We start from the raw sequence: 22505 nt of genomic DNA, 5'->3' as shown, positions 1-22505 counted from the left end.
TAGTGTCTTGTAGCTGAAGTAATACCTTTTTTAAAGATCACATTCTCAAAATGGTAGCTTAGCACATTGGTTGGGTGTACATCCGATAACTCATTTAATTCCACGAAATGATCTAAAGCTCGCTGATAGGCTCCAATGGTTGCTGGAGAGAGGTGGCCTTTCGATTTGTAGAATAATTCAATGGATTCACTAACCGTGTTACAGTCAGTGGTTTCATCACTGGTGTTACGTTGCAACACCTTCTTGGGATTGAATCCTTTAGAAAAGGGATTGATCTTGCCTAACGATTCCAGTTTTTCGAGTTCGATTACCATTTTCTGAGCAACATCCTTGTGTCGGGTGCCCAATGATTTTCGAACATTCTTTTTACCCAGTTCTTCGGAGTAAAAATTCACATAGTAGTATTTACCGCGCTTGATAAGAAATGCCATAGTAGGAGCCTTCTGAATTAAAGTTCGGTAAGCGAACTCTTAATTCAGCAGCCTTTGCGAGCGGTGATCCCAAAATTGTACATAGTAGTGTACATAGTAGTTGGGAATGTAGGGGAATGAAAGTGTACACTTTCGTTCCTTTGCGTTCGCTTACTTAGTGTAAGTAATCAGGCTTTTTTTTGGCTTAGAAGGGAATTGAGAGGGTTTTTACACCCTCTCAATAATTGTGGGCCCGGAGGGACTTGAACCCCCGACCAATCGATTATGAGTCGACTGCTCTAACCAACTGAGCTACGGGCCCTGATTGTTTATCTCACTTTAGTGAGGCGCCAAAGATAAAAATCTTATCCCTCAGATTCGAATATTATTAATTCAATTTTTTAGAACGTATTGAAATTCACATCTGTTAAATTATAAGAATGAAAAATCAAAACTAAACCAATTGTAATTACATGGAATACAGATTTTTAGGACGATCCGGACTTAAAGTATCAGCACTATCATTTGGGTCTTGGGTCACCTTCGGTGAGCAGGTGGATACGGATCTGGCGTACAACCAAATGAAAACGGCCTATGATGCCGGGGTAAACTTTTTTGACAATGCCGAGGCTTATGAGTCCGGAAAGTCGGAGATCATTATGGGTGAGGTGATCAAGAAAGCAGAATGGAAACGTTCCGACCTTGTCCTGTCAACCAAGATCTTTTGGGGAGGAGAGGGGCCCAATGATCAGGGACTTTCCTTCAAGCATATCAAAGAAGGGACCGAAGCGGCTCTTGAAAGACTCCAAACGGATTATGTGGATCTGATCTTTTGTCACCGCCCCGACATATATACTCCAATCGAAGAAACCGTTTGGGCTATGAATCAAATGATTAATGAGGGAAAAGCTTTGTACTGGGGAACCAGCGAATGGAGCGCTGACCAGATCCGAAAAGCATATGACTTTGCTAAAGAGAATCACTTGCGTCCTCCACTGATGGAGCAGCCGGAATACAATATGTTCAAGCGCGGTAAAGTGGAAAAAGAATTTGCTTCCCTTTATGAAGATATCGGCTTGGGCACGACGATATGGAGTCCTTTGGCAAGCGGATTACTGACCGGAAAATACAATGATGGCATCCCTGAAGGTTCCCGGCTCGATCTTGAGAAATACAGCTGGTTGCGTAAGAAGCTGCTTGAGACGGAAGAGGGAAAAGCAAAGCTTAGGAAAGTAGAAAAACTGGCTTCTGTTTCTGATGATCTGGGCGTACCGATGCCTCAACTGGCACTTATCTGGTGTTTAAAGAATCCAAATGTAAGCACGGTGATAACCGGAGCGTCTAATGTGGAACAGGTGGAGCAAAACATGAAAGCCATCGACTTTGTTGATAAGGTTGATGCGGCGGCCATGGAAAAGATCGAGGAGATCCTCGATAACAAACCCAAAGAAGAGACTGACTGGAGACGATAATTCAGTATGGATTGAAGATAAAACCAGTCATTACGAGGCCTTTGGCGAATGGTAGTGAGTAAAGGCCGTGGCAATCTCCCTGTAAATACTTATGAGCGTTGTTAGGGAGATCGCTTCGTCGGAATAAAATTAGCTCACTATCAAAAATGGGCTCTTCTCGATGACCGTCTTTTTAGGGCCGCATTTACTATTTAAAGATCCCGGTCTAACAACTGGGAGATCAAATTCTCAATGGCTACATCCAATACAAGGGGATTTCCTGGCAGATCTTCGCGGCGCTCCTCATGCAGTAAACGAGCCAACATTTTATCGTCGATCAGTTCTTCAATACTTAATACCTGTTGCCAAAAAGGGGTGTCCTTATAGATCACGCCTTCGGCTCCGGCCCGTAAAACCGTTCCGTTTTTATCAGTCAGGTAGCCGCTTAATTGCAATACCTCAACCGGTTTATCTTCGGAACTGAAGAACCGGATCTCAGGCTCATAATTGGTCCCAAGGATCACTTTCTTCTTCACCAGCCCTTTGTCCGATTTTGGATATTGAGCAAAACTGATCCAGATTCTGAGTAAATACTCCGCTTCATATTCGGATGCCGTATTTGAAGCGGCTACTTTCCAGTCGTCTTTAGCTTTGCTTTTGTAAATGATCATCGGTGGATATTTCTCATGATCTTCTCGCACAATAGAAGCTCCGGCCGGAACATTATCGCCTTCGCTGCTTCCCACATATATTCCCGGCGCATTTTTTGAGTCTACCAGTGTGTAGTCAGATATTTCAATAAGTGATATCGGTAAGCGGCTTATTTTAGCAGAAATGCTGTCGGTAAGTTCAACCAATAAAGTATGGTCACGATCATACCAAAAGTCATCTTCTTCCATATTGGGTTGAACCGTGATGGGAAGCAGGCCAATGGCTGCGGAGGCATCCGGCAGCTTATTAGCTTCATAGGTTTTATAGAATTCCCCCTTTTTTAAGCGGTCTGTTCTTCCGGTTGAAAGTTTATCAAGTGTACTGCATGATGCCAGGGCAAACACAGATACTATAGTCAGACCAAGTACATAAACGTTTGTTTTCATAATAGAATTAAATGATGTAATGGTTTCTTCCTGGGTTTACCACCGAAAACAGGGTTACGCTGAAGAGCTTAGTACGCCTGAAATGTGAATCAACTTGCGAAGGTTTGTTGTAGCGATCTGATACGATAAACAAATAAAATGGTTCTGCTCGAGAGTACTTTTTTTAAAAAAAAGAAACTATAATATCCTGATACCGCACATACATGCGGTGATAAAGTAGCTGAATTGTATTTAATTACCGTCAGGTTAAGTAAGGTAAAGGCACAGTGATCAATGTGTAAGAGTAGCTTTTAGAAATTGATCCGGAAACCACTGCTTGAGAGGCAGTGGTTTTTCTATTCTAAAGATCTTTAGAAAGGCAGGTCATCGTCCATGTCCATTTCCTGATTTCCATCCATCGTCAACCCGGGTGCACTTGGTGGAGCCTCAGCGGCCGCACCGCCCGTTCCCTGCTCGATCTTCCAGGCTTTTACATCGGTGTACCAGTTGCCCTTGTATTCCCGGCTTTGAATATCGATATAAGCAGTGATCTCATCATCTTCATTAACGGCATTCTGATCAATGGTTTCTCCCCACTGAGTGATGCACACCTGTTTGGGATATTTACCTTTGGTCTCAAGAATGAAATCTCGTTTTCTCCACGGACCGTTTTTTCCCTCACCTGATTGCTCTTCCAAAATTTTAGTGACTTTCCCCGTTAACTGAAGATCCATATTAGCTGTGTTAGATTTGAAATTAGAAGGAAACAATATAACCATCCCCCAACTGAACTTCGACCAATCCAAAGATAAAATAAAACCTAAGCTCCCTAACACCTTGAACCTTGAACCTAACACCTAACCTCGATACCAATTAACCCCAAGAACCTTTATCTTCACGCCTTCATAAAGTGTGAAGATAAAAACATCGTTAATACAGCTCTAAACGGCGAAATTTTCTGAATATGAATTTTTTCTTCACATAATCTTCATATTCAAAAAATACCTTGCCGACTAATGTGCCCGAAAATTTTTAAGAACGATTTATGAGGTTTAGTGCAATAGGTATTTCTCACTGGAAAAGTGAGGTTTCTATTCGTGAATTATTTTATTTAGACAACCATCGCAGGGAGCTGCTGGAATTTCATACTAAGGATATTCCGGGTGGCATTGTGATGATGGATACCTGTAATCGCACCGAATTGTATGCATTCTGTGATCCTGAGATCCTTATATCCGCATTGTGTAAATCGACTAACACAGACCGTGAATTTTTTAAGAAACACGGGTATATCCATGTTCAGGAAGATGCATACGACCATTTGTACAGGGTTGGAACCGGCCTTGACTCACAGGTTTTGGGCGATGTCCAGATCATTCAGCAGGTAAAGCAAGCGTACAAAAAAGCCAAGAAAAAGGGACTTTCCGGTGAATTTCATCAGTTGATACAATCCGTTTTCAGGGCACACAAGCGTAGCCGTACTGAAACTGATTTTGGTAAAGGAACGGCCTCCGTCGGATTCGCTGCAACCCAGCTTGCCCTTGATCATTTTAAAGACCTAAGCAAGGTCCGGATTTTGCTTATCGGTGCGGGAAAAATGGGTAAAGTTTCTGCCAAGAATTTGATCTCAAACGGTGCCGAACATATTTCGGTGGTGAACCGAACCATTGATCGTGCCAAGCAACTCGCTTCATCTTTTGATATTAAAGCCCACGCATTTTCGGATCTGAATGAGGAGATCAAAAAAGCGGATCTGATCATAACCGCCACGGGTGCTAAAAATCCGATCCTCCATCCCCAACATTTTGAAGATGCCGGCCATCCGCAGCTGGTGCTTGACCTTAGCGTGCCCCGCAATGTGGATCCTAAAGTTTCTGAGCTGGAACAAGTGACGTTGATCGATATGGATTCCATCAATGAGTCCAACAAAAAAGCATTGGAGAAAAGAGAAAAGGCCATCCCCCAGATCCAAAAGATCATTGAAGATGAAAAAGGGGATTTTATGAAGCGTGTGAAACGTTCGAGGTATCTACTTCCAAGAATCAAAGAAATTGAGCATCGTTTAAGTGATATCACCGATGGAGAATTGGATCGCGTAAAGAATAAAATGGATCAGGAATCTTATTCTCAGATGGAAGAAGTGACCCGCCGCATAAAGAAGAAGATCATGGCCATTCACATCGACCGTATTGATCAGGAATTTGAAAAGGCTCAAAATGAAACTTAGGATCGGCACCCGTAAAAGTACCCTGGCCTTATGGCAAGCGAATAAAGTAGCCGGTGAGCTCAACTCACAAGGGGTGGAGACGGAGCTGGTCGAGATCGAATCGTTTGGCGATAAAGTACAGGATATTCCCATTGATAAACTGGGTGACAAAGGCGTGTTCACCAAGGCCCTGGATGATGCATTGCTGGCCGGTGAAATTGACCTCGCGGTTCATTCCCTGAAAGACGTGCCTACCGTTTTGCCGGCCGGATTAAAACTGACCGCAGTGTTGGAGCGGGGAAATCCCATGGATGTATTGGTTCGTCCGGCTCAACCCAAAGAAACTGAAAAGCGAATTATTGCCACCGGAAGCATTCGACGAACCGCATTTTGGAAGAATCGTTTTCCGGAAAATGAAGTCGTTGGATTGCGTGGAAATGTCCCTACCCGCCTCGATAAAGTAGATTCCAATGACTGGCACGGAGCCATTTTCGCAGCGGCAGGATTAGAACGAATTGGATACGAAGACCGAATTTCCGAAACGCTGGACTGGATGATCCCGGCGCCTTCACAGGGAATTGTGGGAATAGTGACACGTGAAGAAAATGATTTTGAAGACTTTTTAGCAAAAGTAGATCATAAGGAGAGCCATTTATGCGGTGCCATCGAAAGAGCTTTTCTGAACGAACTGGAGGCCGGATGTTCAAGTCCTGTAGGGGCACATGCCCTGATCAAAAACGGACGACTGTATTTTCTAGGCGCTGTACTTTCTTTGGATGGAACCCGGCGCCTGGATATTGAAAGAGAAATTTTGATTGATGAAGCATCTGCTGCAAAAGGAAAGGAGTGGGCTAAGTTACTTAAGTCGCAAGGTGCGGAGGAACTGTTAGACCATGCTGACGATGAATGATAAAAAGCCTAAAATTGTATTCACTACTCAACTTTCTGAGGAGAAAAGAGGCCGACTTGAGAATGGTCGGTTTTTGATCGAAAGTGAACCTTTTATCACCATCGAGTATTCGATGCCTGCACTTTGGAGGTCTCAGGTTCCTGAAAAAACGGATGCCTGGATATTCACCAGTAAGAAAGCAGTCAAAGCCGTTTCACCACTGATCAGTGACCTGGGAATTCCTAAGCATGTATTTGCAGTTGGCTCCAAAACGGCCGAAATGCTCGAAGAACTAGAGCTGAATGTTTCCGTGCCTGAAGAGTACAATGCGAGGGCACTTGCGGAGATGATACAGGAACTGAAGCTGGACCGGATCGTCCATTTTTGTGGAAATTTAAAGGCTGCGGATCTTGGGAAATTGCTCGGTAAGGAGGTGAATTTAACCTCTATCGAAGTATATCAAACCAAACTTACGCGGCATAAAATGAACGATCTGGAGAATTTTGACGGTATTGTTTTTATGAGCCCGAGTGCGGTCGATTCGTTCAGTAAGCAGAATTCAGTTTCTAAAAACATGCAGGTTTTTTGTATTGGTCCGACTACCAAAGAAGCGGCTGAAGATGCCGGAATGCAGAACTGTATCATCCCGGAATATTCAACCGTGGATTCGCTGATGGAATCCATCCATGAGTTTTATTTTTAAGATTTGGTGTGATTTCATCAAATGTTTGTCAGTAAGGGCGCATGGCCATGCGCCCTTACTGACCCGGGATACCAATCAGATTCCGCACAAATAAAAAATTAAGCAATACATTATGTCATTCCCCGAACTTAAAAACCGATTACTGCTTGATACGCTGGAAGGCAAAAAAACCGCCCGCCCGCCCGTCTGGATGATGCGTCAGGCCGGCCGATACCTTCCGGAATACATGGAGATCAAAAAGAAGTACAGCTTTTTTGAGCGGGTGAAAACCCCTGAGCTGGCCTGCGAGATCACCATTCAACCCATCGACATTGTTGGAACCGATGCAGCTATTTTATTCTCAGATATTCTGGTGCTGATCGAATGCCTGGATGTGGAAGTGCAGCTTAAACCGGGTTTTGGTCCCTATTTACCTGACCCGATTCGGACTGTGGAACAGGTAGAAAAGTTGAATATCATTCCGGCTGAAGAGCAATTGCAATACGTTTACGATGCATTGACCCTCACACGTAAAACCCTGGATGGCCGTGTTCCCCTTATCGGCTTTGCCGGTGCTCCCTGGACGCTATTCTGCTATTTGGTAGAAGGGCAGGGATCGAAAACTTTTTCCACCGCCAAGTCCTTTTTGTTCTCCCAGCCCGAAGCGGCTCAGAAGCTATTGGAGGTAATGACCGACCAAACAATACAATATTTGCACCATCAGGTGAAGGCAGGGGCGCAGGTATTACAGGTATTTGAATCGTGGGCAGCGGCGCTTGGTCCCGATGATTTTAAAAAATACGCCTTGCCGCATCTTCACAAAATTGCCTCAGAAGACTATGAAGTGCCGCTCATTATGTTTTGCAAAGATGCAGAGTGGAGTTACCCCTTGTTTGCCGGAACGAATGTATCCGGGTTTGGAATCGGCTGGGGATGTACACCCGAACACGCCCGACAGTTTGCCGGAGATAAAGTGGTTCAGGGAAATTTCGATCCCTCCAAGTTATTGATGAAACCGGAGCAGATCGAAGCCGAGGCTAAGGAGATGATGCGTCGTTTCGGAAAAGGAAATTACATCGCCAATTTAGGTCATGGAATTTTACCGAACGTCCCGGTAGAAAACGCAAAGACGTTTGTGGATACCGTAAAGAATTTTAATTATTAAATGTATTTTACCCGTGTAGGGACGTACCATGGTACGTCCCTACACGGGTAATGGTTAATGATTTAATTATTATGGCAAACAAATTAACCTCCCTAAAACCCCAATTCACCCAATTCGTCTCAGACGTCCAACAACACATCTGCGACGAACTGGAAGCCGTTGAAGGTACCCAAAAATTCTTGATCGAGGATTGGGAACGGGATGGCTTTGGCGGTGGCAGCACGCGCATTATCGCAGATGGGGAGGTGATCGAAAAGGGCGGAGTGAATGTCTCCACGGTTGGCGGTCCACTTCCGGTGGCTTTGCAACAGAAGTTTGAAGTGCCTGAATCTGAGTTTTTTGCCACGGGCGTCTCCCTGGTGATCCATCCCCGAAACCCTTTTGCGCCTACGGTTCATGCCAACTACCGATATTTTGAATTATATGATAAGGAAACCGGTGAACTGCGAGATCAATGGTTTGGCGGTGGAGCTGATATGACGCCCTATTATCTTTTCCCTGAAGACGCCAAGCACTTTCATAAAGTACATAAAGAAGTATGCGACCGATTCGATCCGGAATATTATTCCACTTATAAAGCGGAGTGTGATGCTTATTTCTATAACCATCACCGGGAAGAAGCGCGCGGTATAGGAGGGTTATTTTTTGATTATCAGCGACCGGATGAAAACCGTTCAGCCGAAGATCTGTTTGAGTTTTCAAAAGCATGTGGATTTGCCTTCACCGATGCTTACATCCCGATTTTGAAAAAAAGAAAAAATGTGGATTTCAATGAAGAGCACCGCAAGTGGCAGGAGATCCGCCGCGGCCGATACGTAGAATTTAATTTGATCCACGATCGCGGTACCTTGTTTGGGCTGAAGACCAAAGGCAGAATCGAATCGATCCTGATGAGTCTGCCCCCACAAGTTCGATGGGAATATGATCACAAACCGGAACCGGGAAGTCCCGAAGCCGAATTGGTCGAGCATTTGAAACCCATCGATTGGATTAATTATTAGATAAGTGAAAGGGGAAACGTGAAAAGGCAAAAGTTCATTTAGTACTTTTCACTTTTGCCTTTTCACGTTTCACAAATATAAAACTATGAAATACCCCACCACCCGATTAAGACGAAACCGCCGATCATCCGCTATTCGCGGGATGGTGCAGGAAAATCGTTTACATCCATCTGATTTTATTGCTCCCATCTTCATTATGGAAGGGAAGAATCAGAAAGAAGAGATCCCTAGCATGCCGGGATATTACAGGTACACCCTGGATGTTTTAGGTAAGGAACTGGAAGAGCTGATCGAAGTTGGGATTCAGTCGGTATTATTGTTTGTGAAAGTACCCGATTCCAAAAAAGATAATGAAGGAACGGAAGCTTTGAATGATCAGGGCTTGATGCAGGAATCGGTGCGGTTTATAAAAAAGAATTATCCGGATCTTTGGGTGATGACCGATGTGGCCATGGATCCTTATTCTTCTTACGGTCATGATGGAATCGTGGAAGATGGCGAGATCATGAATGATCCTTCTGTGGAAGTGTTGGCCAAGATGGCTGTTAGTCATGCCAAAGCCGGTGCCGATATGGTGGCTCCATCCGATATGATGGATGGCAGAATTGGTGCCATGAGAAAGGCATTGGATGAAGCAGGACTTGAGAATACAGGGATCATGGCTTATAGTGCAAAATATGCCTCTTCTTTCTACGGACCGTTCCGGGATGCCCTCGATTCTGCTCCCGGATTTGGCGACAAGAAAACCTATCAGATGAATCCCGCTAACGTGGATGAAGCATTACGCGAAGTAGAACTCGACATCAATGAAGGAGCTGACATCGTAATGGTAAAACCCGGAATGCCGTATCTGGATGTGGTGCGAGCGGTGAAACAGAATTTCAACATCCCGGTTTCTGTATATAATGTATCCGGTGAATATGCAATGATCAAAGCCGCGGCCGAAAAAGGCTGGCTGAATGAGGAAGAGGTAATGATGGAATCGCTGCTGGCCTTCAAGCGCGCCGGCGCCGATCTGATCGCAACCTATTTTGCGAAAGACGCCGCAAAATTGATCAAAGATAAATGATTTGAATATCGTAGGGGTTCCGATAAATCGGAACATTCGCCCTGTATTAAAAATTGAATTTGATTGGAAATGAACAGAGATATGAGTTACCAAAACAGCAAAGACCTTTTCGAACGAGCATCAAAAGTCATTCCGGGCGGAGTGAATTCTCCGGTTCGGGCGTTCAACAGTGTGGGGGGAACGCCGATCTTTATCACTAAAGCCAAGGGTGCTTATTTGTGGGATGAAGATGGAAATAAGTACATCGACTACATCAGTTCGTGGGGCCCGATGCTGTTAGGTCATGCCGAGCCCGACGTGGTAAAAGCTGTGCAGGAAACGGCAGTGAATTCCACCTCATTCGGAGCCCCAACTCGACTTGAAGTAGATATGGCGGAACTCATTACAAGCTCAGTTCCCGGAGTGGATAAAGTCCGTATGGTAAATTCCGGAACCGAAGCCACCATGAGTGCCATTCGTGTAGCTCGCGGATATACCGGCAAGAACAAGATCATCAAGTTCAAAGGAAATTATCACGGGCATGGGGATTCGTTTCTGATAGAAGCGGGAAGTGGGGCGTTGACGATGGGAGAGCCAAGCAGTCCTGGTGTAACCGAGGGAACAGCTAAAGACACCCTGAATGCTGAGTACAACAATCTCGATTCTGTGAAGAAATTAGTGGAAGCCAACAAAGATGATATGTCAGCGATCATCCTGGAACCCATTGCCGGGAATATGGGATGCATCCCTCCCAAAGAAGGTTTTTTGCAGGGACTTCGCGATCTGTGTGATGAGCACGATATCGTTCTCATTTTTGATGAGGTGATGACCGGCTTCCGCGTAGATTTCCAGGGCGCCCAAAAAGTTTATGGCGTAACGGCGGATATGGTAACTTACGGCAAGATCATAGGGGCAGGATTGCCTGTTGGAGCTTATGGTGGTAAAGGAGAGATCATGGATTATGTAGCGCCAACCGGTCCGGTATATCAGGCGGGAACGCTTTCCGGAAATCCGCTGGCGATGGCGGCGGGGTTTACGTTGCTCAAGAAACTGAAGGAAAATCCACAGGTGTACGGAGAATTGGAGAAAAAAGCATCCGTATTGGCCAATGGGATTGGGAAAATCCTCAGCGATCATGACATTACCCATGCTATAAATCGGGTAGGTTCTATGGTAGGAGTGTTTTATTGTGAAGGTCCGGTAGAGACGTTTGATGATGCCAATCGCACAGATAAAGAGCTATTCGGGAAGATCTTCCATGGCATGCTGAAGCGAGGCGTGCATTTACCTCCGTCACCCTTTGAAGCTTTTTTCCTAAGCAATGCACTTTCCTCTGATGATATCAGTAATACCTTGACGGCTTTTGAGGAGACGATCGGGGATATCAAGAATGATTAATAGACCCAAAATTCGAATGATCGATTTCTCACAGTGACATATTAAAAAATAGTTCTCATGCTCAACAGTAATGATTATATCATGCGGCAAATCCATCAGCTTTCCCAGGTATTGGCTAAGGTGATCGCTGCTGTGGTTGGTCTTAAGGAAACCGGGCAGGCACAACAAGTATTTGAGATCACCAATAATGCGCTAAATGAACAGCTGGAATTGGATTTAGGATCTCTTTTAGAAATGAATTCAAAAGAAATGATCCAAACGCTGGAGCAAAAAGAAGGGATGAATAAGGAAAACCTGGAGCAGATGGCCGATTTGTTTTATTCGATCGCAAATACTTTGGAAGAGGATCAAAAGTGGTCAGGAAAAATTACAGAACTGTTACAGCGTTCCCTGGATATTTACACTCATATCGAAGAGCAAGGTAATGTCTACTCCATAGATCGAAATCACAAGATTCAAGAGATCAAAAAGCTGTTGGGTTGAAACGTAGCCTATGCCGGTTCAACTACTCAAATTCGTCTCACCTTTTATCTTATCATATTCCTCATCATTGGGCTCCCAAAGTTCGATCTTGATTCCATTAGGGTCCATGATCCAGCCGAACTTACCGTATTCGAATACCTCCATCTCACCGACCACTTCTACCCCTTCTTTTCTCAGTGTTTTGAGTAGTTCTTCCAGGTTTTCAACCCTATAATTGATCATAAAGTCTTTGGTACTTGGATCGGTGTATTCGGTTTTATGATCAAACACACTCCAGGCGGTAAATCCTTTTTTGTTGGGGTCTTCAGCATGCCGCCATTCAAAGGTTCCGCCATATTGGCCATTATCTATCCCGAGATGTTTCTTATACCATTCCTTTGATGCCTTTGGATCTTCACTTTTAAAGAAAATTCCGCCTAGTCCTGTTACTCGCTTTTTCATGTTACCTTAATTGTAGTAAGAATTAGATGGCTTATAAATACGGGATAAATCGGAAATAAATCACGAACAAGAAAAACGAAAGGTGCAAAAGCTTGAACGTGTGATAAACTAAGAAATGAGCTTAAGGGATTTTGCTTTCTTAACAGCCATACTCCGGCGATCTACTTCCAGCTTTTTATATACTCGGGATAGCGTGTTTTTTACTTTATTGGTTGAGATAGCCAATTCATCAGCTATTTCTTGATTTGAACGACCTTTTGCTAGCTGCTTCAGCACTTTAAGCTCCTGTGCAGTGACATCCAAAGCTTGAAAAACATGTTCATTTCTCTTGAATGGTTTTCTTCCTGGTTCTTTAGGTGACATTGAAGTGAATCTATTCACTATCCAAATAGCAGATCCTATAAAAAGAACCGCTACGATGCCAATATATAATTCAGTCGGTATAATACTGACAGAGTAGTAAAGTTCGATACCTTTAAGGATCAGGGAGGCGAGCCCGAGAGTTACCCCAAAGATCCATATTAAATTTCGCATTTTGCTCCCGCATTTATTCTTAGCATAAGATACAAACCTGTAAGAAAGGGATGTATTAAAATAGTCTTATGTGATTCCGTTGCAGTGCAATAGCAGAGGATATAGTCCTGTAAAATGTGATGCCCTAAAGCAGCTCTTCCGGATTGAGTCCTTTCAGATCATCGACTACGAATTTCCGGCCTTCACGAACCAATTCCCCATCCAGATACACATTGGCACCGATACAAACGAGATCCCAGTGGATGTTACTGGAGTTTCCGTTAGGTGCAATTTCGTAATCTTTACCGAGGGTAAGATGGTTAGAGCCGTAGATCTTTTCATCAAACAGGATGTCATACATCGGACTTTCGATCACCGGATTTAGCCCAAAGCTGAATTCACCGAATCGGCTGGCGCCTTCATCAGTGTCAAGAATGTCTTTAAGGGCTTCATTGTTAGAGGAATCGAAATCCACTACAACGCCGTCTTTTACTTCGAGTTTCACAAATTCAAAAGGCTTGCCCTGATATACAGAGGGAGCATAGGTAATGACCCCATTTACGGAATCAAGTACAGGAGATGTGAACAGCTCGCCATCCGGGATATTCCGTTTCCCGAAGCAAGGCACCCAATTCTGTCCTTTTACCGAAAATTTAATATCGGTTCCTTCGCCTTTCAAATGGATCTCATCAGTGGCACGCAATCTTTTTTCGAGCGGCTTCATGGCCTCTTCGAGCTGACCGTAATCTACCAGACAGGCTTTGTAATAAAATTCAGCAAAAGCTGAAGTCGGCATTTTCGCGTTCATGGCAAAGGCGGCGGAAGGGTAGCGCATGATGCACCAATTGGTGTTGTTGACGCGCTCATCAAAGTGAACAGGATGAAGGAAATGCTCGGAGTAGGCTTTGTTCGCTTCTTTGCTTGCTTGTGAATTCTCGTAGATATTCTGCGAAGCACGAATCCCGATAAAAGCATCCATCTGCTTCATAAGCGGGAGCTGATCAACCTCAGCCTGATTTTTCCAAAATCCCTCATTCCCGTTTTCGATCAATATTCGTTGCGTTTCAGCATCTTCAATTTTTATGAATGGATGAGCATCTTTAGCTCTGATCTGGGCAACCAATGCCTGCAAAAGGTCGATGCCGTTTAGCCCGATAAGCTGCACCATTACATTTTGTCCTTTTTGAACTTCGGTGCTGTGTTCAAGAATAAGCTTGGCCAGTTTTTGATCGTGTTCTGAAATCATGTGGAAAGTGGAAATTAAAAGTTTTGGATTAGAAGTTTCCCTGATGGAAGTTAAAGGAAATAGAAGTTAGTTATGAAGTGATAAAATGGGGCTGATTCTTTTGAAATATCAAACATAGTCAAAGCTCTACAACCTCGTCACAAAGTGCAATTTCGGCGGGATCGTTAGAGGCAATGAAAACAAGTTTTTCGGCTTCAGATGCTTCCCGAACGATGCGAGTTACCAGCTCGTGCCCTTTTTTATCCAGATTAGAACCGGGTTCATCCAGCAATAGGATCTGCGGATCTCGCACTAAGGCAGCTGCAAGTTTAGCTCGTTGCTGCTGTCCCGTTGAAAGTTTACCAAACAGCTGGTCTTTAAGATGGATGATCTCCATTTTTCCGAGTAATCCTGATAACTGATCTTCATCAGCTTTTATCCCCCCGGCCTCAATAAGGAAGCGTAAATTCTCTAGTACAGAAAGTTCAGAATATAAATTGATGTAGGGGGCAAGGTATCCGACCTTAGCTTTTACCTGCTTTTGGCCCATCAATTTTGGCCCATTTTTCCAACTGATGGAACCGGCATTGGGTCGCAAGAGATAAACAAGGCATTTCATCAAGGTAGACTTCCCGCTTCCATTCTCACCGGAAATTCCCAGAACCCCTTTTTCATGCTCAAAATTAAGCTCTGAAAAAATAGTATGCTGATTATATTTTTTTGTAAGATTGTTAACTTGTACTGAAATCATGCCCTTAAGGTAGCAAGTTTAGGATTAATAAGAATTCGAAATCAATTCGTTAAGTTTGAAAACAATAAAAGAATTACTAAATCCTTAATTGTATTGCGACTCGACAGGCTTTATTTTCAATAAATTTATAAATTGGGATATGTACCGATCAGTAGAAAATATTATTGATAAGCTAATAGGAGCTGTTAAATCTGACAAGCCCTATTACATGCTAAAAGACTTTCTTTCAGCGGGGTTCCCATCGTTTATAGTGGAAAGGATCAGAATAGAAGTAAATGAGAAGCTGAAGAAAGAATTTGTGCTCGAGGATACGGAATGGGCAAACATTGATCAGCCTCTGGTACAAGATGCATGGAAAGACTTTCAGCATGCTTTATTTGCAAACTCCCGGATCCCAAAGGAAAAATTTTATGAAATTGCGGGCCAGGTCGTAACCGATATCATAAAAGTTTATCTGGAACCCCGGCAGCATATGGCTGAATATATTTATAAAGGGGAAGAAGAGCTCGGTTACGAAGAACTTCTCAATCGTACCGAAAAGCTGACTATCTATAAGCATTTTGGCCGGGCTATCCCGCTGTATATGCAAAAGCGGAAGCTGAAGACTTTAGAGAAAAAGAGATGTAAGCTATTGATCCATAACCTGGATGCAAATCTGGTTGCCTCTTATACTGCAAAAGACTGGGCACAAATACTCGAGTTGTTATTTAAGCTGTTTGGCGGGCAAATCGATGCGAAATTAATTCAGCTTTTCTTTGAAGACAAGGGACTTTATTTAACGGCCAAAGCATTTAATGAGTTGGAGGAGGAAATAACAAAAGAGCGCTTTATTGAGATTCTCTCATACCCTGATCTTTTAGATGTGAAGCTGCAGGAAAAATTCAGGGATCAGTTTCGTGAAGAACTCATTGCCCAAAAGAATCGATTTGATGATCCTGATGAGGAAGAAGTGGAGCAGATCGACGAAAAAGAACAAAGGCTTTTAGACAGTTTTTTTGGAGATTACAACGCCAATGATCCTCAAATGACGGATGAAGAGTCATTCAATGAACTTTTTAAAACGGAGCAAAAAGACAAGACCATTTTTGAAGAGTTTGAGGAAGTGCCGGATGCTGACGAGATCTCCAAATCTCTTAAAGATGGGGAACAGACGGATGAGATAAAGAAATTTCGCAAGAATTTAGTAACCGTGCTCGATCAGGCTGCAAGTTCTTTCAAGAACTTGACAAAGGAAGAAAAAGAAGAAGAGCAGGGGAAGAAAGAAAGCAAAAAAGAAGATAAGGCTGATAAGAAAAAGTCAGCAGAGCTGAAAAAAGAAACACCTAAAGAAGAAGACCCGGAAGAAGTAGATGAATTGAATTCTCTGATGGAAGAAGCTGATGATGACCTTAATGAAGAAGGGGCAGGTGAACCTGAGCCGATGTGGCAAAAATTTCTGCGTCCGGATCAAATGGAAGTGATGATGGGCAAAAGTAAAGCTTCGGATGCGGATACGTTAATAGATGAGGATACTTTAGTTGATGAAGAAGATGCTGAGGTTGAAGATGAAGTACCTGAGCTTAAAGATTTCCTGATAGGACAAGAAAAAGTATTTATAAAAGAAATTTTTAAAGGGAAAAAAAAGGAATACGAAAGCTCTCTTAAGAAAATTCAGGAATCAGATAGCTGGGACGATGCATCCGATTATCTTGAAAAAGATGTTTTTTCAGCCAATAAAGTAGATATGCTTTCGGAAGCAGTTGTTGATTTTACAGACAAGCTGCAATCCTATTTTGATGAATATAAAACCTAACCAATAGTTATTTATGCCAACCAATCCAAAAGTAGAAAGACTTCAAAAATTAAGAGAAGACGCAAGAAAAGGCGGAGGAAAATCCCGAATTGAAAAACAACATGAAAAAGGCAAGTTAACGGCCCGGGAGCGTATCGATCTGCTATTGGATAAAGGCTCTTTCGAGGAAATTGACAAGTTTGTGACTCACAGAAGCACGGCATTTGGTTTAGAGGAGAAACAGTTTCTGGGAGACGGAGTGGTAACAGGATATGGGAATATCCACGGCCGGCCGGTTTATGTATTCAGTCAGGATTTCACTGTTTTTGGGGGATCTTTATCTGAAACTCATGCTGAGAAGATTTGCAAGATCATGGATCTGGCCCTTAAAAATGGCGTTCCCATTATAGGACTGAATGATTCCGGCGGAGCTCGAATTCAGGAAGGGGTTTCTTCATTAGGGGGATATGCTGAAGTATTCTGGAGAAACAGTATGGCTTCCGGTGTTGTGCCACAGATATCTGCAGTAATGGGACCTTGTGCAGGTGGCGCGGTTTACAGCCCTGCACTTACCGATTTTATTTTTATGGTTGAAAATACCAGCTACATGTTTGTTACCGGACCGAATGTTGTAAAAACCGTAACACACGAAGAAGTGACTTCAGAAGAACTGGGTGGAGCATCAACCCACAGTACTAAATCGGGCGTATCTCATTTTTCCAGTGCAAATGATGCGGTTTGTTTGAATGATATCAGAGAATTGATGAAGTATGTTCCTCAGAACTGCGAGGAAAAAGTGCCGATGATCGAGTCCAAAGAACCGGATTCAGCTAAAGCAAAAGCACTGGAAGATCTGGTTCCGCTCAATCCCAACAAACCGTATGATATTCATGATGTGATTGCCGGGATCATGGATAAAGATTCTTTTTATGAAGTGCATGAAAACTACGCAGACAATATCGTGGTTGGATTTGCACGTTTAGGCGGGCGCAGTGTAGGAGTTGTGGCTAATCAACCACTTTCGCTGGCAGGCGTACTTGATATTGACGCTTCCCTTAAGGGCGCACGATTTGTTCGTTTTTGTGATGCCTTCAATATTCCATTGGTGGTATTTGAAGATGTACCCGGATTTCTTCCCGGTACTGATCAGGAGTGGAATGGTATCATTAAACACGGTGCGAAGCTACTGTATGCGTTCTGCGAGGCTACCGTGCCTAAGATGACTGTTATTACCCGTAAGGCCTATGGAGGCGCTTACGATGTAATGAACTCCAAGCATATCCGGGCGGACTATAACGTAGCCTGGCCAACCGCCGAAATCGCGGTAATGGGCACAAAAGGAGCGGTGGAGATTATCTTCCGTAAAGAGATTGCAAAAGCAGATGATCCCGAAGCCAAGCAAAAAGAGCTGGAAGATGAGTATAGCGAAAACTTTGCTCATCCATATCTTGCAGCAGGGCGTGGTTTTATAGATGATGTGATTTTACCATCCGAAACCCGTCAAAAACTTATAAAACAGCTTGAAGTAGCTCAGAACAAGGTAGATACCGTTCCGAAGAAAAAGCATGATAATTTACCGCTTTAGTGGTAGTGGGGAATTAAAGGAATTCAACATTCAGACATTTAAAATTCTTTTATCAATCCCTTAACCAACTTCGCAAAAACATCCTTTTTCTGATCGGCGGCTTCCTTAACCTCAGCATGATCTAATTTTTGATTGATCACGCCTGCTGCTGCATTGGTTATGAGGGAAATAGCCGCAGTTTTAACCCCGAGTTTTGCTGCTTCGGTAAGTTCGGGAGCCGTGCTCATTCCAACGGCATCTCCGCCCATTTTGCGGAAGGCACGAATTTCAGCCTTGGATTCATAATTGGGTCCTTTGGAAAAAAGATAGCTTCCCATCTGAGTTTCAATACCGAGATCCCGTGCGATCTGTTTTACTTCCCGGGCATATTCCTCAAAATTGGAGTCCCAGGTGTGCAGTGCCGGTTCCGAAACCAAAAAGAACTGCTTTATAATGCTGTCGATGATCATAAGATCCCCCACACGGTAACGCAGATTGATGCCACCGGCCGCGTTAGAAATGATGAGTTTATTTACCTCAAAAGCTTTAGCAAGCTGTACAGGAAGCACGGTCTTTGAAAAGGCATGTCCCTCATAATGATGAAACCGGCCTGAAAATGCCAATACCGTTTTATCTTCAACCTCCCCAAAAATGAGAGAGCCCGAATGTCCTTCCACGGTAGATTGAGGAAAGGAGGGAATATCTTTGTAGGGAATGGAATCTGAATTTTCTATTTCATTGCCAAAGCTGCCTAAACCTGAACCCAGAATGACGGCAGCATTGATCTGTTCAGGGAACCCATGTTCGGTCAAAAAATCTTTTATCGTCAAAATGTAATCAGGCAGGGACATACGAATCTATGTTTTCTGTGCTGTATCCGGTTTTATCTTCATAACCGGTAAGTTTGAATAATGGATTTCGGTCTTCATGATAAGACATAATAACAAAACCTTCTTCAAAGGCTTTTTTTGCGAGTTCTTCCCGCCGCTGTTGGCTTACTTTTGGCTCAAAATCATATTTCGCGGCATATTTTCTATTGATAGCACCTTTTGTACCAATTACATCACCGGCCTGCATATACTTTTGTTTACCGTCATCGAAAAGCAGCACCTGATGAAATTCAGTATGTCCGCCAATTTTCTTTACGGTGATGTCGGGATAAGGCTGATCTTCTTCATCCAGGAAATTTAAATCAGCTTTAGCATCCAGAAAGGAAATGAATTCCGTTTTTTCGGCATCATAATATTCTTCTTTTGCTATCACTTTTTCCCATCCCTTCTTTGAAACCCAGATGTTAGCATCGGGAAAAGTAAGTTCCCAATATCCGCTTTCACGATGTGCTAATCCACCGATGTGATCATAGTGCAAATGACTCAGAAAAATGTCCGTGATATCAAATTCCGATAGACCATGTTCATTGAGGTTTTCACGGATAGTTTCAGGCCCGGTATCTTCACCAAATTCCCCAATTCCACAATCAAACAAGTAATTCCGTTCAGAGGTATGAATAAGAAACGGATTCAAAGATAGCTTCAAAGCTCCCTTAGCAGGGGGATCATTACGGTCAATGCGAACAAATTTTTTATCAAGTCCAACGGAAAAAGTACCTTCGTAGAGTGTAGCGGCGTAGGTTTTCATGTTTGATTCGAAGATAGAGTTTTATAAGTAATACGTAATTGATTTGACTGTTGAAGCTAAGGAAGGTTTAGCCGTCAGCTATTAGGCTTCAGCTTTCAGTTATTATTTGAAAAAGAAAACTGAAAGCTGATCGCTGTATGCTGAAAGCTACTTCTTATTCTTCCCCTCAAACTTCTCATAGGCATTAATGATATCACGAACCAGTTTGTGGCGTACCACATCCTCTTCGCCGAGATACACAAAATCGATGCCGTCAATATCCTGAAGGATCTTTTGAATGGATATCAATCCTGATTCCTGACGACGGGGGAGATCAGTTTGGGTAATATCACCGGTAATGATGGCACGACTGTTAAAGCCAATTCGCGTCAGGAACATTTTCATTTGTGTGTTGGTGGCATTTTGAGCCTCATCCAAGATCACAAAAGCATTGTTCAGCGTTCGTCCCCTCATATATGCCAAAGGAGCGATCTCAATAATATTTTTTGCAAGATGCAGCTCAAGCCGGTCGCGGTCTATCATATCCTCCAGGGCATCATATAATGGACGAAGATACGGGTCGATCTTTTCCTTCAGATCACCGGGTAAGAAACCAAGGTTTTCACCGGCTTCAACAGCAGGTCGTGCTAGAATGATCTTTCGAACTTTACGGTCTTTAAGTGCCTGTACAGCTAAAGCAACAGAAGTGTAGGTTTTCCCGGTTCCGGCCGGCCCGATAGCAAATACAATATCATTTTCAGTGGAGGATTGGACAATCCGGCGTTGCCCCGGAGTTTTGGCCGTTATGGCCTCTCCGTTATGGGTATGGATGATCGTATCTCCGGAAGCACCATCCAAAGTATGGATCTGAGGCCTGTTGGCTGTGCTCTCCCCTGATTTCAGGTTGACCAATGTGTTTACATCATCTTCAGCTACTTTACTTTTGCGGTTAAGTAATTCGATCATACCTTCGATCACTTTTGTAGCTGTTTCAACCTCTTCGGCAGGGCCGGTTAATTTGACACGATTGCCACGCGCATTGAATTTAGTTTCAGGAAAAGATTTATCCAGTGCAATGAGGTTATGATCATGCAACCCAAAAAGAGCCATTGGATCAGCTCCCTCTAATTCGATAATTTTTTCGATAAGTGTTTTTTCGTCTTTTATGGCAGTAAAAATTTAATTGAATCTAATACCTAAAGATAAGGATTTAGCAACAGAAATGATGCGGGATACCGATAAGAGCCCGAAAATGATTAAAGGTTCTGCTTAAGCTTACCGGTAAGCTCTTCAACACGTGCAGTAATATCCTTAGCACTGAAAACGCTGCTCCCGGCAACTAAAACGTCGGCACCTGCTTTAGCAACTTTCTTAATGTTCTTGAGATTTACACCGCCATCTACCTGTATGAGAAAGCTGAGCTCTTTCTCTTCTCTCATTTGTGCTAAGCTATTCAATTTTTCATAGCTGCTTTCAATAAAGCTTTGACCTCCAAATCCTGGGTTTACACTCATAATAAGCACAAGATCAACGTCCGCTAAAACAGGCTCAATATTATGCAGGGAAGTTGCAGGATTGACCACTACACCGGTCATCAATCCATATTTTTTGATGTTTTGGATGGAGCGGTGAAGGTGGGGACAAGTCTCATAATGAACAGAGATCAGGTCAGCACCTGCTTCAACAAAACTTTCTACATAATCGTCCGGATTCTCGATCATCAGGTGAACATCGAAAAAGGCGTCAGGGGCGGCTTTTTTAGCAGCTTTTACGATACCGGGCCCATAACTGATATTTGGTACAAAATGCCCGTCCATGATATCGCAATGGATCCATGAAGTCCCCCCTTTTACAGCATCTTCAATATTATTTCCTAGTTTGGTAAAGTCTGCGGCTAAAATTGATGGTGCGAGAATAGGGAGTTCAAAATTCATTTAGTACTTATTGTAATTGGATTAATTATTTAGAGAATCGGGTATAACGGTATTTACTGAATCGGGATTACTATCTGTAGAATCAATGATCACGGCACCACTCTCACTTTGCTCAACAGCTTCGAAACGCTCAGATATTATCAATGTAAGGGTTTCACCTTCCCTGAATTCTGCTTGTTTGGGGCTGTAATCTAAAACCGTATTTGGAGATACATCTTTGGTTGGCCTAAAACGTACTTCTCCAACATTTAAGCCGGTTCTTCTTAAGCTAAGTTGTGCTTCAGAAAGTCGTAATCCGATGATTTCAGGCACGGTAACCATTCTTTCACCCAAGCCGTCACTGATCACTAAGTCAACAACGGTTCCTTTTTCCACAGTTATTCCTGCCGGGACTGACTGGCGAAGAACAACGTTTCTAAAACGGGAAGACTCATAGCTTGTGGAACCCATAACCAAACCATAGTTTTGAAGTTGTATCTCCGCATTCCTGAGGTTCAGGTCTACCAACATTGGTACTTCTACCTGTGGTTTAACCTCGGTATTAACGGTGAGATAAACTTTTCGGTTAGGCTTTACGATATTAGACGCTCCCGGACTTTGATCAATTACATAATCAGAAGGATAGGCTGAGTTTGCCCGTCTCTCTGTAACCTCATATTGCAATCCATATCCGTTTAAAAGTGTCTGAGCTTCCTCCAAAGATATTTTGGTGACATCGGGTACAGTTATTCCCTCGTTATAATTTGTGTAATAGGGCATGATAAGTTTATCAGCCAGTAAAAGGAAGAGTGCACCAAAGAGAACGAGTGCGGCACTGCCTATGTAGAAGTATTTGTTAGTGAATATGTATTTAAGCATGTTCATAAAATAAGGTAACTAT

At 43.2% G+C, this 22505-nt stretch carries 22 protein-coding genes, 1 tRNA gene and 1 pseudogene; 11 read left to right on the top strand and 13 right to left on the bottom strand.

All coding sequences use genetic code 11. The features are described from left to right. Both VFM80_RS01935 and VFM80_RS01930 read right to left on the bottom strand, forming a co-directional pair. Nucleotides 1-431, bottom strand: a pseudogene (locus VFM80_RS01935) (hypothetical protein); the annotation flags it as partial. Between the two features lie 227 nt (nucleotides 432-658). Beyond that, nucleotides 659-732, bottom strand: a tRNA-Ile gene (locus VFM80_RS01930). 151 nt (nucleotides 733-883) lie between these two features. Here VFM80_RS01930 and VFM80_RS01925 point away from each other — a divergent pair. Further along, on the top strand, nucleotides 884-1882 hold the full coding sequence (locus tag VFM80_RS01925) for a potassium channel beta subunit family protein (RefSeq protein WP_395069002.1): 999 nt from the start codon (nucleotides 884-886) through the stop codon (nucleotides 1880-1882). Nucleotides 1883-2073: 191 nt separating this feature from the next. Here the strand turns inward: VFM80_RS01925 and VFM80_RS01920 are convergent, their stop codons facing one another. After that, nucleotides 2074-2958, bottom strand: a complete 885-nt coding sequence (locus VFM80_RS01920; protein ID WP_395069000.1) for a hypothetical protein — start codon at nucleotides 2956-2958, stop codon at nucleotides 2074-2076. 350 nt (nucleotides 2959-3308) lie between these two features. Beyond that, nucleotides 3309-3671, bottom strand: a complete 363-nt coding sequence (locus VFM80_RS01915; RefSeq protein WP_395068998.1) for a DUF3127 domain-containing protein — start codon at nucleotides 3669-3671, stop codon at nucleotides 3309-3311. 311 nt (nucleotides 3672-3982) lie between these two features. On the opposite strand from VFM80_RS01915, the gene hemA reads away from it, so the two are divergent. From hemA to VFM80_RS01875, 8 genes are all read left to right on the top strand, one after another. Then, nucleotides 3983-5164 (top strand): glutamyl-tRNA reductase, encoded by a 1182-nt coding sequence (gene hemA, locus VFM80_RS01910; RefSeq protein WP_395068996.1) that lies wholly within the window; start codon nucleotides 3983-3985, stop codon nucleotides 5162-5164. Next, nucleotides 5154-6053, top strand: coding sequence for a hydroxymethylbilane synthase (gene hemC, locus VFM80_RS01905; protein ID WP_395068994.1), 900 nt, complete (start codon nucleotides 5154-5156; stop codon nucleotides 6051-6053). The genes hemA and hemC overlap by 11 nt, the downstream gene beginning before the upstream one ends. Next, nucleotides 6046-6735 carry a uroporphyrinogen-III synthase gene (locus VFM80_RS01900; protein WP_395068992.1) on the top strand — a complete coding sequence of 230 codons (690 nt, stop codon included), beginning with the start codon at nucleotides 6046-6048 and terminating at the stop codon, nucleotides 6733-6735. Before hemC ends, VFM80_RS01900 begins: the two co-directional genes overlap by 8 nt. 112 nt (nucleotides 6736-6847) lie before the next feature. Further along, nucleotides 6848-7879, top strand: coding sequence for a uroporphyrinogen decarboxylase (gene hemE / locus VFM80_RS01895; protein ID WP_395068990.1), 1032 nt, complete (start codon nucleotides 6848-6850; stop codon nucleotides 7877-7879). A 71-nt stretch (nucleotides 7880-7950) separates the two neighbouring features. Beyond that, a complete protein-coding gene (hemF, locus tag VFM80_RS01890) occupies nucleotides 7951-8880 on the top strand; it encodes an oxygen-dependent coproporphyrinogen oxidase (protein WP_395068988.1) in 930 nt (309 codons plus the stop codon). A gap of 85 nt (nucleotides 8881-8965) precedes the next feature. Then, the gene (gene hemB / locus VFM80_RS01885; protein ID WP_395068986.1) at nucleotides 8966-9949 is read left to right on the top strand and encodes a porphobilinogen synthase; all 984 of its coding nucleotides are present in this window, start codon (nucleotides 8966-8968) and stop codon (nucleotides 9947-9949) included. A gap of 81 nt (nucleotides 9950-10030) precedes the next feature. Next, nucleotides 10031-11326 carry a glutamate-1-semialdehyde 2,1-aminomutase gene (gene hemL, locus VFM80_RS01880; RefSeq protein WP_395068984.1) on the top strand — a complete coding sequence of 432 codons (1296 nt, stop codon included), beginning with the start codon at nucleotides 10031-10033 and terminating at the stop codon, nucleotides 11324-11326. 57 nt (nucleotides 11327-11383) lie between these two features. Continuing rightward, nucleotides 11384-11809 carry a hypothetical protein gene (locus tag VFM80_RS01875; protein ID WP_395068982.1) on the top strand — a complete coding sequence of 142 codons (426 nt, stop codon included), beginning with the start codon at nucleotides 11384-11386 and terminating at the stop codon, nucleotides 11807-11809. An 18-nt stretch (nucleotides 11810-11827) separates the two neighbouring features. Here VFM80_RS01875 and VFM80_RS01870 read toward each other — a convergent pair whose 3' ends face one another. The 4 genes from VFM80_RS01870 to VFM80_RS01855 form a co-directional block, all read right to left on the bottom strand. Beyond that, nucleotides 11828-12250: a VOC family protein gene (locus VFM80_RS01870; RefSeq protein ID WP_395068980.1), complete on the bottom strand. Its 423-nt coding sequence runs from the start codon at nucleotides 12248-12250 to the stop codon at nucleotides 11828-11830. A gap of 108 nt (nucleotides 12251-12358) precedes the next feature. Then, nucleotides 12359-12784, bottom strand: a complete 426-nt coding sequence (locus VFM80_RS01865) for a response regulator transcription factor (protein WP_395068978.1) — start codon at nucleotides 12782-12784, stop codon at nucleotides 12359-12361. Between the two features lie 124 nt (nucleotides 12785-12908). After that, nucleotides 12909-14009: an aminopeptidase gene (locus tag VFM80_RS01860; protein ID WP_395068976.1), complete on the bottom strand. Its 1101-nt coding sequence runs from the start codon at nucleotides 14007-14009 to the stop codon at nucleotides 12909-12911. A 118-nt stretch (nucleotides 14010-14127) separates the two neighbouring features. Beyond that, nucleotides 14128-14739 carry an ABC transporter ATP-binding protein gene (locus VFM80_RS01855; protein ID WP_395068974.1) on the bottom strand — a complete coding sequence of 204 codons (612 nt, stop codon included), beginning with the start codon at nucleotides 14737-14739 and terminating at the stop codon, nucleotides 14128-14130. Between the two features lie 139 nt (nucleotides 14740-14878). Between VFM80_RS01855 and VFM80_RS01850 the strand changes: the two genes are divergently transcribed. Both VFM80_RS01850 and VFM80_RS01845 read left to right on the top strand, forming a co-directional pair. Next, on the top strand, nucleotides 14879-16531 hold the full coding sequence (locus tag VFM80_RS01850; RefSeq protein ID WP_395068972.1) for a hypothetical protein: 1653 nt from the start codon (nucleotides 14879-14881) through the stop codon (nucleotides 16529-16531). A gap of 13 nt (nucleotides 16532-16544) precedes the next feature. Further along, entirely contained in the window at nucleotides 16545-18095 is a 1551-nt protein-coding gene (locus VFM80_RS01845) for an acyl-CoA carboxylase subunit beta (RefSeq protein WP_395068970.1), read from the top strand. Between the two features lie 38 nt (nucleotides 18096-18133). On the opposite strand, the gene VFM80_RS01840 is transcribed toward VFM80_RS01845, so the two are convergent. The 5 genes from VFM80_RS01840 to VFM80_RS01820 form a co-directional block, all read right to left on the bottom strand. Then, on the bottom strand, nucleotides 18134-18886 hold the full coding sequence (locus tag VFM80_RS01840; protein WP_395068969.1) for a purine-nucleoside phosphorylase: 753 nt from the start codon (nucleotides 18884-18886) through the stop codon (nucleotides 18134-18136). Nucleotides 18887-18911: 25 nt separating this feature from the next. After that, nucleotides 18912-19712, bottom strand: a complete 801-nt coding sequence (locus VFM80_RS01835; protein WP_395068967.1) for an MBL fold metallo-hydrolase — start codon at nucleotides 19710-19712, stop codon at nucleotides 18912-18914. Nucleotides 19713-19859: 147 nt separating this feature from the next. After that, complete coding sequence (locus VFM80_RS01830) at nucleotides 19860-20801, bottom strand: PhoH family protein (protein ID WP_395068965.1); 942 nt, start codon at nucleotides 20799-20801, stop codon at nucleotides 19860-19862. 146 nt (nucleotides 20802-20947) lie between these two features. Beyond that, nucleotides 20948-21625, bottom strand: coding sequence for a ribulose-phosphate 3-epimerase (rpe, locus tag VFM80_RS01825; RefSeq protein ID WP_395068963.1), 678 nt, complete (start codon nucleotides 21623-21625; stop codon nucleotides 20948-20950). A gap of 21 nt (nucleotides 21626-21646) precedes the next feature. Beyond that, the gene (locus VFM80_RS01820; RefSeq protein WP_395068961.1) at nucleotides 21647-22483 is read right to left on the bottom strand and encodes a PASTA domain-containing protein; all 837 of its coding nucleotides are present in this window, start codon (nucleotides 22481-22483) and stop codon (nucleotides 21647-21649) included. Nucleotides 22484-22505: the final 22 nt, after the last annotated feature.

Origin of the sequence: Gracilimonas sp. (genome assembly GCF_035704785.1) — a bacterium.
In the GTDB taxonomy this organism is placed as follows: Bacteria; Bacteroidota; Rhodothermia; order Balneolales; family Balneolaceae; genus Gracilimonas.
Note: the sequence above shows the minus strand (reverse complement) of the source record. Positions and strands in the feature narration are given on the sequence as shown.